This window comes from Teichococcus globiformis (assembly GCF_042646265.1).
GTDB lineage: Bacteria > Pseudomonadota > Alphaproteobacteria > Acetobacterales > Acetobacteraceae > Pseudoroseomonas > Pseudoroseomonas globiformis.
In genome coordinates this window covers 626,636-639,616 of record NZ_JBHRTN010000018.1, presented here as the reverse complement: position 1 = coordinate 639,616, position 12,981 = coordinate 626,636, and the positions used below count along the sequence as shown (strand labels likewise).

The 12,981-nt window shown below is 66.1% G+C and carries 13 protein-coding genes; 12 read left to right on the top strand and 1 reads right to left on the bottom strand.

The window, feature by feature from the left end; all coding sequences use genetic code 11:
- Positions 1-4 precede the first annotated feature (4 nt).
- From ACFOD4_RS17250 to ACFOD4_RS17215, 8 genes are all read left to right on the top strand, one after another.
- The gene (locus ACFOD4_RS17250) at positions 5-1,885 is read left to right on the top strand and encodes a hypothetical protein (RefSeq protein ID WP_379598403.1); all 1,881 of its coding nucleotides are present in this window, start codon (positions 5-7) and stop codon (positions 1,883-1,885) included.
- The gene (locus tag ACFOD4_RS17245) at positions 1,885-2,325 is read left to right on the top strand and encodes a hypothetical protein (RefSeq protein WP_379598402.1); all 441 of its coding nucleotides are present in this window, start codon (positions 1,885-1,887) and stop codon (positions 2,323-2,325) included. Before ACFOD4_RS17250 ends, ACFOD4_RS17245 begins: the two co-directional genes overlap by 1 nt.
- A 57-nt stretch (positions 2,326-2,382) precedes the next feature.
- The gene (locus tag ACFOD4_RS17240; RefSeq protein ID WP_379598400.1) at positions 2,383-4,815 is read left to right on the top strand and encodes a phage tail fiber protein; all 2,433 of its coding nucleotides are present in this window, start codon (positions 2,383-2,385) and stop codon (positions 4,813-4,815) included.
- Between the two features lie 6 nt (positions 4,816-4,821).
- The gene (locus ACFOD4_RS17235) at positions 4,822-5,163 is read left to right on the top strand and encodes a hypothetical protein (RefSeq protein WP_379598398.1); all 342 of its coding nucleotides are present in this window, start codon (positions 4,822-4,824) and stop codon (positions 5,161-5,163) included.
- Positions 5,144-6,580, top strand: a complete 1,437-nt coding sequence (gene terL / locus ACFOD4_RS17230; RefSeq protein ID WP_379598396.1) for a phage terminase large subunit — start codon at positions 5,144-5,146, stop codon at positions 6,578-6,580. The genes ACFOD4_RS17235 and terL overlap by 20 nt, the downstream gene beginning before the upstream one ends.
- A 460-nt stretch (positions 6,581-7,040) precedes the next feature.
- Entirely contained in the window at positions 7,041-7,418 is a 378-nt protein-coding gene (locus tag ACFOD4_RS17225; RefSeq protein WP_379598395.1) for a hypothetical protein, read from the top strand.
- Between the two features lie 25 nt (positions 7,419-7,443).
- A complete protein-coding gene (locus ACFOD4_RS17220; RefSeq protein ID WP_379598394.1) occupies positions 7,444-7,899 on the top strand; it encodes a cell wall hydrolase in 456 nt (151 codons plus the stop codon).
- Between the two features lie 51 nt (positions 7,900-7,950).
- Positions 7,951-8,304 (top strand): DUF952 domain-containing protein, encoded by a 354-nt coding sequence (locus ACFOD4_RS17215; RefSeq protein WP_379598392.1) that lies wholly within the window; start codon positions 7,951-7,953, stop codon positions 8,302-8,304.
- A 17-nt stretch (positions 8,305-8,321) separates the two neighbouring features.
- Here ACFOD4_RS17215 and ACFOD4_RS17210 read toward each other — a convergent pair whose 3' ends face one another.
- Positions 8,322-8,792, bottom strand: coding sequence for an MmcB family DNA repair protein (locus ACFOD4_RS17210; RefSeq protein ID WP_379598390.1), 471 nt, complete (start codon positions 8,790-8,792; stop codon positions 8,322-8,324).
- Positions 8,793-8,854: 62 nt separating this feature from the next.
- Here ACFOD4_RS17210 and ACFOD4_RS17205 point away from each other — a divergent pair, with 62 nt between their 5' ends.
- From ACFOD4_RS17205 to ACFOD4_RS17190, 4 genes are read left to right on the top strand one after another with little or no spacing between them, the layout of a single operon-like run.
- Positions 8,855-9,325, top strand: coding sequence for a YcgN family cysteine cluster protein (locus ACFOD4_RS17205; RefSeq protein ID WP_379598389.1), 471 nt, complete (start codon positions 8,855-8,857; stop codon positions 9,323-9,325).
- A gap of 6 nt (positions 9,326-9,331) precedes the next feature.
- Positions 9,332-9,679, top strand: coding sequence for a cupin domain-containing protein (locus ACFOD4_RS17200; RefSeq protein ID WP_379598387.1), 348 nt, complete (start codon positions 9,332-9,334; stop codon positions 9,677-9,679).
- Between the two features lie 11 nt (positions 9,680-9,690).
- Positions 9,691-12,207 (top strand): hybrid sensor histidine kinase/response regulator, encoded by a 2,517-nt coding sequence (locus ACFOD4_RS17195; RefSeq protein WP_379598385.1) that lies wholly within the window; start codon positions 9,691-9,693, stop codon positions 12,205-12,207.
- Positions 12,197-12,919 carry a M48 family metallopeptidase gene (locus ACFOD4_RS17190; RefSeq protein WP_379598383.1) on the top strand — a complete coding sequence of 241 codons (723 nt, stop codon included), beginning with the start codon at positions 12,197-12,199 and terminating at the stop codon, positions 12,917-12,919. The genes ACFOD4_RS17195 and ACFOD4_RS17190 overlap by 11 nt, the downstream gene beginning before the upstream one ends.
- Positions 12,920-12,981 lie beyond the last annotated feature (62 nt).

Here is a 12,981-nt window from a genome sequence, read left to right as displayed (position 1 = left end):
GATCATGGCCGGTGGCCGCAGCACCAAGACCAGCTTCACCGCGGGCGAACTCGGCGATCATCTGCTGGGGCGTGGTGACCTGCGTGCATATGAGAACGGCGCGCGGCGCCTGCGCAATGTCTTCATCCAGCCCACCGGCGGCGTTACGCGGCGGCCCGGCCTCCGCCATGTTGCCATGCTGCCTGGTGCGGCGAAGCTCATCGGCTTCGAGTTCAGTACCGAGCAAACCTATCTTCTGGCGCTGACGCATGGGCGCCTGCAGGTCTTCATGGGCGATGCCGAAGTGGCAAGTCTGGCAGCGCCCTGGACCGCAGCCATGCTGGACCAGATTGCCTGGACGCAAAGTGCGGACACCCTTTTGCTGCTGCATCCAGATATGCAGCCGCAGCGCATCACCCGTACCGGCCACTCAGCCTGGAGCATTGCGCCCTGGACCTGGGTGGCGCGTCCCTTCTATCGCTTCGCGCCGCCCGGCGTGGCACTGACGCCGTCCGCCACAACCGGCAGCATCACGCTGACCAGCAACACGGCCTTCTTCGTTGCCGGACATGTGGGGACGCAGCTTCGCGTCAGTGGACGCCGCCTCGTGGTCACGTCCATCACCTCGGCCACCATTGCGACAGCGGCGGTGATCGATGAGCTTGCCGGCAGCGACGCCACCACGGATTGGGACGAAGCCGCCTTCAGCGGTGTGCACGGATGGCCGGCAACGGCCTGCTTCCACCAGGATCGGCTGGTGCTGGGTGGATCACGGGATCTGCCGAACCGTTTGTGGCTGTCGCGGTCCGGAGACCTTTTCAACTTCGATCTCGGCACTGGCCTGGACGACCAGGCCATCGAGTTTGGCCTGCTATCCGACCAGGTGAATGCGATCCGTGCTGTTTTCTCAGGGCGGCATCTTCAGGTCTTCACCTCCGGTGCCGAATGGATGGTGACGGGCGATCCGATGACGCCGGCCTCCATTCAGCTGCACAGGCAAACGCGCATCGGCTCTCCGGTCACACGCATTATCCAGCCCGTCGACGTGGATGGCAGCACAATCTTCATCGGACGCACAGGGCAGGCGGTGCACGAATATGCCTACACCGACGTGCAGCAGGCCTACCAGGCGAACGATCTGGCGCTGGTGGCACGACATCTGGTGGAGACACCCGTGGCAATGGCCTACGACCAGCAGCGGCGTCTGCTGCATGTGGTGATGAAGGAGGGATGGATCGCCACGCTGACGCTGTATCGCGCCGAACAGGTGACAGCCTGGACACGGCAGGACACCGCTGGTGCCTTCCGCACTATCGCCGAGGTAGACGGCGCGGTCTGGTGTGTGGTGGAGCGTGATGGCGGCATGCGCCTGGAGCGCTTCGACGACACCTTCCAGGTAGACGCGGCGCTGGATGGCGCAAGCGGTGTCGAACGCGCAAGCTGGAGCGGGCTGCAGCACCTCTATGATCGGGAGGTGCAGGTGGTAGCGGATGGTGCGCCGCGTGGCACCGCGCGGATCGTGGCAAATGCGGTGACCCTCGAGCCCGGTGCGCGAACGGTGCAGATCGGGCTCGGCTATTCGCATGTGATCGAGCCACTGCCGCCGCAGGTCGCCTCCGCCGGAGGTGCGCCAGATGCGCCGATGCGCCTGGTGCGCGTCACTTTCAGGTTGCTCCGCAGCGCTGCGCTCACGGCCGATCTGGGGCGCGGCCTTCAGGCTGTGCCGTTCCGACGCATGGACACTCCGTTGCTGGACGCAGCGCCACCCGAGTTCACCGGCGATGTCGCCATGCGCGGCCTTGGCTGGAAGCGAGACACGCTGGCGCCACTCTGGCGCATCGAAGGCAACATACCCCTGCCGCTCAGCCTGCTTTCCGTCACCACAGAGACGAGGATGACCGCCTGATGGCCCAGCTCGCACCTATCGCTACCCTGGTCGGCACCGGTGCCTCGCTTTATGGCACCGTGCGGCAGGGGCAGGCCCAGGCCGCGCAGGCCAAGGCACAGCAGCAGCAGGAGGCGGCGAACCTGGCGGCCCGGCAGCAGCAGCTCGCCGCCGCGCAGGATAGCGAGGCCCGCTCCCGGCAGGATCGGCTGGAACGCACTGTCGCCTCCACCCGTGCACGGCTCGCTGCCTCCGGCGTGAACCCTGACCAAGGCTCTGCCGGCGCCATCACCGCTGGGCTGGAGCAGGATGCCGCGGAGGCGGCTGCCGACAGCAATGATGCTTTTGCCGCGCGCATGGCCGCGGGTCGCTCATCACTGCTGAACACGGATGGCTCGCTGACCACCTGGCTGCGCGCCGGCAACAGCTTCGGCGGCGCGATCCGCTCGCTGCTGGACTGAACTGCCGTCGCGGCCGGCTGGCCGCGCTTCTTCCACTATCCGCATGAGAGATCCCGCATGGCCGATCATATCCGCATCGGCGACGTTGCGCCGCGTGTGCATTACGCGGCGGACGGCGCGCAGAGCATCTTCGTCTACCCGTTTCCAATCTTCGAAGCCGACAACCTGGAGGTCCGTCTCGACGGCTTGGTGCAGTCCGAAGGCTTCACCATCACCGGTGCCGGTGACTCTGAGGGCGGAACGGTGGTGTTCCACAAGGCACCTGTCAGCGGTCGGCAGGTTGTGCTGCGTCGGCGCATGGTTATCGAGCGTGTTTCCGACTTCCAGCCGAATGGCGTCCTGCGCGCACGCGTGCTGAACGACGAGATGGACCGGCAGGTCGCCTCGTTGCAGGAGGTTCGAGAGGATCTGTCGAACGCGATCCGTATTGATCCGGGCGATAGCCCCGCGGATTTGGTGCTGCCACTTCGCGATGGCCGAGCCAATCGACTATTGGGCTTCGATAGCCTCGGTGCCATCACCGCAGTGCCGCGTGATCCGGTGCTGCTGGCGCCGTTCGGCGGCGCCATTCCTCGGACTGTCGAGGATAAGCTGGGAGAGCGGCTCTCGGCCCGGGACTTTGGCGCGACTGGCAATGGCATCACCGACGATGGACCGGCGTTGCAGGCAGCCATGAACGCCGCGGCAGCCTCGGCCAAATATCTCGACATTGGAGAGGGGGTGCATCGCACCACCATCCCGCTGGTTCTGCCAGGTGCGGCCGCCGGTCTCAGCATGCGCGGCAGCATCCTGTATGCAGGGCCTGCGGGCATCGCGGCGCTGACCATCGGCGACGGCGCCGCCATGCGCAACCAGGCCAAGCATTACAGCGGGCTCCGCGTGCTGCGGGCCACCATTTCCGATTGGCTGGACGAGCGAGACATCGGCATTGTTCTGCGCAACCTTGATGCCTGCCAGGTGGAGATCCGTCAGGTGGAAGGCTTCACCATCGGCATACGAACCCTGGGTGTGGAGCTCGGTTTCGAGGATAGCACGATCAATCTCGGCCGCATCGTGAACAATCGCATCGGTCTCGATGTGAGGACTGAAACGGCGGCTGCCTGGAACAACTCGATCCGCTACATCGGCGGCCATTTTGCCAATGCCAGCAGTGTTCATCCGACCATGAGCCGATTCGGCGTGCGTTTTTCCTCCGCGCCGGGCGCATATGATCGCCATAATGCACATGTGTTCCACGGACCTGGCTTCGAGCTTCAGCGACAAGGCAATCCAGGTACTGTGGAGGCTATTCCGTTTCTGTTCGAAGTGGGTGACGCTCGCACCATCGCCGGACATGATCTGCGTATGGAGGGATGTTCCCGCTACGTCGCCAAGGTGACTGGGCAGGTTTCGGACTGCTTCTTCTCTGTTGGCTACACGGGGACTTACGGATGGGTCGGCAACGACGTCCTCTACGGTCCCGGTGTCGCTCGTAACGGTGTCGTAGTCCAGCCTAGGCATCTTGCACTCGGTGCCGTTACAGCCACACGGCTCTTTGCCAGTGCGGCGAATGTACGCGCGCGCGCATACCGGGATACAACTGTTTCGGTGACTGGGGCGGGCCTGACCGGTGCCATCGGCTTCGATGAGATGGCGGTGCTGGCCGGGAGTCCAAGCACGGCGCCGACCACGCTGAGCAACGCCGCCTTCGCTGGCCTGACATTGATCGACGGCACGAACACCCTGCTGACCGGGGATGCCGTCGGTTTGAACACGTCGCGCGCATTGGGCTTCGTGGTCAACACGCGGGACTGCAAGGAGATCGTGGTTGCGGCGGATGGCAGCAAGCTCCGCCTGGTCGTCATGCAGTTCGACGCGGCGGAGAACCTGCTTGGCCAGTCCGCGCCAGTGACGTTGTCGGCGGCAAACATGCTCTGGAATCCGGGACGCAACGCGGCGGAGCAGGTCGTGGAAGGGCTTGGCAGCTCCTACTGGTGGGAGATGAATGTCAATCTCGACCAAGCCCTCAACATCAACTACGCGGGCTCGGTCGTCGATGTTGTGGAGGGTGTGAACCAGCTGCAGCGTATCCGGCTACATGCGTCCTGCGCCTATGCCATCATTGGTGTGCGGGGCGGTGAGGCGGGTGCATTGCTGCGAAGCCTGCGTCTCTACTGCGATCCCACCCGGTCGCCGGCGCTGATCTATGGCGGTGGCCGCTCCTGGGGGCAGCGCGAGCGCACGGCTGTTGTGCCGGTCGCGATGCAAGGCCTGGCCGCAGGCGCACGTATCTCCATTCCCGTGAGTTTGCCTCGGGCGCGAGGCGGCGATGCCGCAACCGTCGGCATTTACCCGGACAACAACGAGACTGGCTTCATCTCCCAGCTTCGCCTTGCAGCGATCTGCACGGGCAGCGATGCAGCAACTGTCTGGATCGAGAACCTGTCTGCCGCAACGGTTTCGATTCCGGCCAGCAAGCTCTACGTCACCTGCACCAAACCGAGGCTCTGAACCACCATGCCGCAAGTGGCGCGTCACACAAGCCGGAAGGATGATCTGCCGCCGGAGGAAGTCCAGCGCGCCATCCGCCGCGTCGTCGAAGACTACAACGCCTTTCTGGAGCGCGGGCCGGCACCAGGTACGCATGATGACGCCAAGGCTTTTGCTGCGCATCATGCCGCCGCAAAGTCGGCCCTCGCGCATCTGGAGCATCTTCTGAAGCTGGCGAGAGCGGCTGCGTCGGGAGATCAGGAAAGTCACGTTGATCACGCCGCCGATCTGCTGCGCCGCGCACGCAGAGCCATCGCTGCGGCTCCGGACGATGAGGAGCGCGAGCGCGATGACGAATCCTCCGGCTGACCTCACGGAGTTCGTCTGGATCTGGAACAGCGAGGCCGGCCAAGGTACCCCTATCGTTCATCGCCGCATCCTGCGCTGGCTTGAAGCCCGGCGAAGCTGCGGCGACGGCCGCTTGCTGCTGATGGCCTTTCGTGGCTGCGGCAAGTCGACGCTGGTCGGGCTGTACTGCGCCTGGCTTCTGTCGCGGTGGCCGGAAACGCGCATTCTGGTTGTGGCTGCCGATCATATGCTGGCCACAAAAATGGTGGCGTCGGTACGGCGCATCCTGGAGCGGCACCCATTGTGCCGGCATTTGATCCCCCAAGCGCCGGAAGCCTGGGCCGTGGATCGCTTCACCGTGCAGCGGGCTGGCGCGTTGCGGGATCCATCCATGCTGGCCGCCGGCCTCTATGGCAACATCACCGGGACACGCGCCGACGTCATCATCTGCGATGATGTCGAGGTCGCCGGCAATTGCGACACTGCTGGAAAGCGCGAGGATCTGCGGCAGCGTTTGGCGGAAACGGAGTTCATTCTGACTCCCGGCGGCACCATCCTCTACGTCGGGACGCCGCATTGCGCCGAGAGCCTTTATCGCGCTCCTTCTGAGGGTGAGGCTTTTCTCGGCGGCTACCACCGCATGGTGGTGCCGCTGCTGGACGGTGCTGGACGTAGCGCCTGGCCAGAGCGCTTCTCGCAGGCCATGATCGCGGGATTGTCCGAGCGCGTCGGGCCGATCCATTTCGGGCGGCAGATGATGCTGCGGCCCGTGGCAGGGGGAGCGGCGCGGCTCGATCCGTCCCGCATCATCCGCTACGCCGAGGATACCGAGTATTCGGAGGCGCAGCAGCGGCCTGTGCTGCACCTGCTGGGCCGCCGCCTGGTTTCGGGTGGCGGCTTCTGGGACCCCGCCTATGGCCGGCCGGGCAGCGGCGATGGCAGTGTGCTGGCCGCGACCTACGCCGATCAGGAGGGAAACCACTACCTGCATCGCCTGGCCTATCTGACGCACGAGCCGGATGCGGCGATGGATCCGGCGACGCAGCAATGCCGGATGGTCGCCACGGCAGCACGGGAGCTTCTGCTGCCGGTGCTGCGTGTCGAGACCAATGGCATCGGACGCTTCCTGCCCGCGTTGCTGAAGCGAGAGATGGCACGCGCCGGTGCTGCTTGTGCCGTGGTGGAGAGCCATAGCCGTCGGGCGAAGCAGGAGCGCATCCTTTCAGCGCTCGATCCGCTGCTGGCGGCGCGTAAACTGCATGCGCATGAGCGGGTATTCCGCACACCCTTTCCGGTGGAGATGGCGGAGTGGAAGCCGGATGCCGCAGGCACGCGCGACGATGCACTCGATGCCCTCTCCGGCTGCATTCTTGCTGAACCGGTGCGCCTGCCGGGTGCGCCAGCCGTTGTGCGTGGCGCGGGATGGCGAGGGGTCTGATCCGGCCTGGTTGAGGGCCCAGGCACCGATCGAGCCGGGTCCGATCAGCATATTGCCTGCCCCAGCGCCGCCACGTCCTTTGGGCGTGTTGATGATGCCCCTTCGCGACCAGGAACGTGGATCGAACATGGGCGCTGAGCCGAAGCGTTTTCCGGCCGGCCGCATTGCATCCGGACGGATGGAGCCATCGGGCAACGCCGAATTTGTTCTCTTTTTGTTTGCATTGCTGCAGTGCCTGGATTATGGATGGCTGCGTCAGCGGGTGAATTGCGCCCGCCGGCGACGGACCCTCCTCCGAACGCCCTGACCCCCTGTTGGTAACCCCCCTGAGCCCGCCCGTTCCTGTCCCCACTGGAAGGGGCGGGCTTCTCCATGTCTCCATAATTTCAACCCGGCGCAGCCCCGGCCCGCATTCGCGCGGCCGGTGCCTTGCCGTTCCGATAGGCCGAGGAGGGCCCGTATGAACCCGCTCGATCTGCAGCCTGAAACGCTTGCTACCATCGTGCAAACACCGATGCTGGCGCTGCTGTTCTGGATGCTGCACGGGCTGCGCCGCGGTTTGCCCGGCCAGCATTGCGATGCGCCCGAAAATTCCCCGCGTTGCGAGCTGCCGGTTCCGGCCGACGCGCTCGCCCGAACCCGCGAAGACCTAGCGGCTTTCAAGCTGGAGGTCGCCCGCACCTATGTCCCGCTGTCGTTGATCCGCGACGTGGATCAGCGCCTCAGCCAGCACCTGCTGCGCATCGAGGAGAAGCTGGACGCCGCCACCCGCGCTGCCACCGCGACCGCCGCCATCCAGGCGGCGCAGCTTGGCCAGCGCTCCCACGACCGCGCCTGATCCTTCCCCGAAAGGCTTCTCTCCCATGCGCTTCGCCCAGCAAGACGCCGTCGCCGACGCCAAGATCCTCACGTCGCAGGAGGTGCTGGCCATGACCCTCTGGGCGGAGGCCGGTACCCAACCGGTCCGCGCCATCGAAGCGCTTGCGGCCACCATCATGAATCGCGTGGCCCTGGCCGAGAGCGGGGCTGCCACGCATTGGGGCCGGGGCGTGTCGGCAGTGTGCCGTGCGCCCTTCCAGTTCTCCTGCTGGAACCGGAACCACATCCGGCACCTGCTGATGTTGTCCATCCCGCCGGGCGATCCGGCCATGGCGATCTGTCGCCGCATTGCCGCCCGTGCCGCCGCCGGGATGCTGGCCGACCCTACCGGAGGCGCCACCCATGCCCATCCCGTCGAGGAACTGCCGTCCTGGGCCGTGACCGAGGCGCCAGTTCAGGAGATTGGAGGATTGCTGTTTTACCGCATCATGCCCCGCTGACGCTCTGGCGTGCCTTTCCCCCCTCGGTCATGGCGCGCTACACCGGTATCCATGGATTCCATCATCTACACCATGGTCCGTGACGAGGACTGGCAGGAAGCCCGCGCCGCCGGAGCTTACATCGGCAGTGCCGAGGACGCCCATGACGGCTTTCTGCATTTCTCCACTGCCGCGCAACTGCGTGAGAGCGCTGCGCGGCACCGCCCCGGGCAGCCCGATCTTTGGCTGGTGGCGGCGGATGCGGAGGCTCTTGGCACCACCCTCCGCTGGGAGGCTTCGGAGGGATCGCGCCCTGGCCTGTTTCCGCACCTCTATGGCAAGCTGCCGCTTTCAGCCGTAAGATGGGCCATGCCGCTGCCGTTGCAACCGGACGGCACGCACCTCTTTCCCGCCGAAATCGCCTGAAGGCTTTCCCCTGCGTTTCATTCGACCTTGAGCGCGGCGCGCAGTTCCAGAGCGCCCGCCGGATCGATCATGCCGTGCAGCCGTCCGGCCGAGAGCCGGGCGTAACGCAGCAGCAGCGACCGGCGCCGCGCCGGTGCCAGCCTGTGGTCCGGCGCCGGCCGCAAAATGGCGGCATCTCCCTCGTCGGCGACGATCAGCCCCACATCCTCCGGCAACAAGGATTGCGGAAAATCCAAATCCACCGCGAAGTACAGGCGGTCGCACCATTCCCGGTATTCATGCCATTTCAGATCAGCCTGGAAATCGCGGGCGCAGCTTTTCACCTCGATAGCGGCGAGGCAGCCCTCGGCATCCAGTGCTAGGATGTCGAGCCGTCGGCCGCTCGGCAGCGGCACCTCCAGCAACGGTGCCCAGCTCAGCCTGCCGCAAAGCCGGGCAGCGGCGCGACATACGCGCAAAGTGCGTTCTGGGGGGGATAGTTCCGACATGACGTGCTATGTTCGCTCTCCGTTCCCTCCCGCGTCAAGCCTGCGAGGCCTAGATTGATCGAATGGGTGCCGAACTGCCGTTCTGGAAGCGCAAGAACCTGTCCGCTATGACGCGGGCCGAATGGGAAAGCCTGTGTGACGGCTGCGGGCGGTGCTGCCTGCACAAGTTGCGTGATGAGGAAACGGAGGCGCTGGCGCACACCGCCGTCGCCTGCCGCCTGCTGGATCTCCAATCCTGCCGGTGCAGCGATTATGCCAACCGCCGTGCCCACGTGCCTGATTGCGTGAAGCTGACGCCGAGGCGCCTGGCGGCCATTGACTGGTTGCCGCCCTCCTGTGCCTACCGTCTGGTGCAGGAGGGGCGGGACCTGCCCTGGTGGCATCCGCTGGTCTCCGGCTCGGCCGAAACGGTTCACCAGTCCGGCGCTTCGGTCCGCGGCCGAGCCATTGCCGAGCGGCGGGCGGGCGACCTGGAAGACCATGTGGTGGACTGGCCGGGGGAATGGCCGGACGACCAAGTCAGGGGAAAGTAGGCAGTCATGGGTGACACAACATTCTCCGGCGGCAAGCCGGCCCCCGAGCCCTTGCGCTGCCGCCCGCCAGCCACGGCGACGCTGCAGATCGATACCGAGATCATGCGGGTGACGCGATGGGACTTCCCACCAGGTGCCGAGACCGGCTGGCACCGGCATGGCTGGGCCTACATCGTTGTGCCGATCCAGGCCGGCACCATGCGGGTGGAGCTTCCGGGCGGTACGATGAACGAAGTCACCATCAACCCCGGGGTCAGCTATGAGCGCCCAGCCGGCGCCGAGCACAACGTCGTCAATGCCGGCCAGGAACCCTTCAGCTTCGTGGAGATCGAGCTGAAGGCCCATCCCGGCTGAGCGACGCTGCGATGGCAAACCTGGATTTCCGGGCGCTGCTGGATGCGGCGCCTCGCTGCTACATGGTCATGGATGCGAGACTGACCATCCTCTGGGCTAACCGGGCATATCTGGCGGCTACCGGCCGCGCCCTTGATGCCCTGGTCGGCCGCAATGTCTTCGACGCCTTTCCATCGAACGGGCACGATCCGGGGGGCGAGGCGGAGCGGCAATTGCGCGCTTCTCTGGACGCTGTGCTCGATCGGGGTGAGCCGCATACCATCGCCCTGATCCGCTATGCCATTCCCATGCCGGGCGGCGAGTTTGACGAACGGTTCTGGAGTGCGACCCACACTCCCATCTTCGATGAGGAGGGGCGGCTCGCACAGATTCTGCAGCAGACCGACGACGTCACTGCACTGAAGCGCGACGCCACCATCAGTTTCAGCAGCGCCAACGGCTCCGACGTTATGCGCAGAGCCGAGGCCGTGGCACGCACCAACCTCGTCCTGGATGCGGAGCGGACTCAACTGCGCCGGCTGGTCGAGCAGGCGCCGGCCTTTGCCGCCTTCCTGCGTGGACCGGAGCATGTCTTCGAGATTGCCAATGCGGCCTATCTGCGCATCGTGGGCCGCGCTGACATTCTGGGCCATCCGGTGCGGCAAGCGCTGCCGGAGCTGGATGGACAGCCCTTCCTCAGCATTCTCGACCAGGTCTATGCCACTGGCCGGGCTTTCAACGCCCTGTCCATGCCGGCCCGGCTGCGTGCCCCGGATGGCAGCACGCTTGAGGAGCGCTTTCTTGACTTCGTCTTTCAGCCCATCCTGGACGGCGAGGGGCAGGTCTCCGGTATCTTCGTGCTTGGCTACGATGTGTCGGAGCAGAAACGCATCGCGGATGAGCTGGCTGTCTACCGGGATCACCTGGAGGAAATGGTGCGCAGCCGCACCGCCGAGTTGGAAGCCAGCCAGCAGGCACTTCGTCAATCGCAGAAGATGGAGGCGATCGGTCAGCTTACCGGCGGCGTTGCGCATGACTTCAACAATCTCCTGCAGGTGCTGAGCGGCAATCTCCAATTGCTGCAACCGGCACTTTCGGCGCCCGAGGACTTGCGCCGGATGAGCGTGGCGCAGGGTGCCGTAGAGCGTGGCGCACGGCTTTCCGCCCAGCTCCTCGCCTTTGCGCGCCGGCAGCCGCTGGAGCCGCGGGTGATGCATCTGGGCCGATTGGTCAGCGAGATGGACGAATTGCTACGCCGGACCATTGGCGAGGCGATCGAGATCGAACTGGTGATCGAGGACGCGCTCTGGAACACCCTGGCCGACCCGCTTCAGGTGCAGAACGCGGTGCTCAACCTGGCCGTCAACGCGCGCGATGCCATGGACGATGCCGGAAAGCTGACCATCGAGGCCGTCAATGCGGTGCTGGACGAAGCCTATGCGGCCCGCCATGGGGATGTGGAGGCAGGAGACTACGTCATGCTGGCCGTTTCCGACACCGGCAGCGGCATGACGCCCGAGGTGATGGAGAAGGTGTTCGAGCCTTTCTTCACCACCAAGCGGGAAGGGCGCGGCACGGGGCTGGGCCTGTCCATGGTCTATGGCTTCGTCAAGCAGAGCCAAGGCCACATCAAGATCTATTCCGAGCCTGGCCAGGGCACCACCATCCGGCTCTACCTGCCACGCTCGCACGAAGCGGAGGCCGTCCTGGAGCAACCGCTGACCGGACCCGTGACCGGCGGGCGCGAAACCATTCTCGTGGCCGAGGACGACCCGGTGGTGCGGGAGGTCGTGGTCGATCTGATCGCCGGGCTCGGCTACACGGTGCTGCAGGCGCAGGATGGCGAGTCAGCACTGGCCATCGCGCGAAGCGGTATCGCCATCGACCTGCTGTTCACCGACGTGGTCATGCCGGGCCCGGTGCGATCCCCTGATCTGGCCCGCCAGGTACAGGCCCTCCATCCCGGTGCCGCCGTGCTTTTCACATCCGGTTACACCGAGAACGCCATTGTGCATGGCGGCCGGCTCGATGCCGGTGTGGCGCTGCTGTCCAAACCCTACCGGCGGGAGGATCTAGCGCGGAAGCTGCGCCACACGCTCAACAACCACCGCCAGATGCTGGCCGGTTTGGCCCAGCAGCGCAGCGGCGCAGCCGATCTTGCCGTGCCCGAGCAGCCACCGGCTGCGCCCGCGCCTTCCGCCCGCGTCCTGCTGGTAGAGGATGACCCGCTGATCCTGATGGATAGCGAGGATCTGCTGTCCGGCTACGGCTTCCGCGTCATCGGGGCGCGCGATGCGCGTAGCGCCCTGCGGGAGCTGGACCGGCATGAGTTCGACGTCCTCTTCACCGATATCGGGCTGCCCGGCATGTCCGGGCTGGAACTGGCACGGCAGGCAAGGGCCCGGCTGCCGGCGCTGCGGGTGGTGTTCGCCTCCGGCTACGGGGCGACCGAGGCCGCGCAGGCGGTTCCCAACGCGGTTTTTCTGACCAAGCCCTATCTCGGCCCCGATCTGCGGCAGGCTATCCGGCGCGCCATGGATGAAGGCTGACAGCATCCTGCTTGCACCGGTGGGGCGGGATGCGGACGTTGCTCTTGACTGTCCCTTGCGCTGGCGGCGTTCCTCGCGTGCGAAGCGGGTGACGCTGCGCATCGACCCGGTGCTGGGGGGCGCCGTCATCACCCTGCCGCCCGGAGCAGGGCGCCAGGCCGGCTTGGCGCTGTTGCGCCGCCATGCCGACTGGGTGGCAGGCCGGCTGCGCGCTCTGCCGACGCCGCTGCGCTTCGTGCCTGGCGCCAAGGTACCGCTCGGCGATAGCTCCCACCCGATCCGGCACAGTGTCACGCGGCGCGGCCCCGCTGTGCTGGAGGCGGATGGCATCATGGTCGGCGGACGGCTTGAGGCCGTGCCGCTGCGGGTCCGGGCGCTTCTGCGCACCGAGGCGGCGCTGCGCATCGCGCCGCGTGCCCGCCTTCATGCCCTAACCCTGGCGGTGCGGCCGCGAACCATCCGCCTCAAGGATACCCGCAGTCGTTGGGGCAGCTGCGCCGCTGACGGAACACTAGCGTTCTCCTGGCGGCTGGTCATGGCCCCGCCCTGGGTTCTGGACTACGTCGTGGCGCATGAGGTGGCGCATCTGCGGGAGATGAACCACTCCGACCGGTTCTGGGCGCATCTGGCGGAACTCAGCCCGCATCGCGAGGCTGCGCAGGCCTGGCTGCGCGCGCATGGCCCCGCCCTGCTGCGGGCCGGTGCCGACTGACCGCGGCCCGCCAGTCCCCGGGGGTTCCCGTACGCACCGGGCGCTGCCATACCGGAAACCTG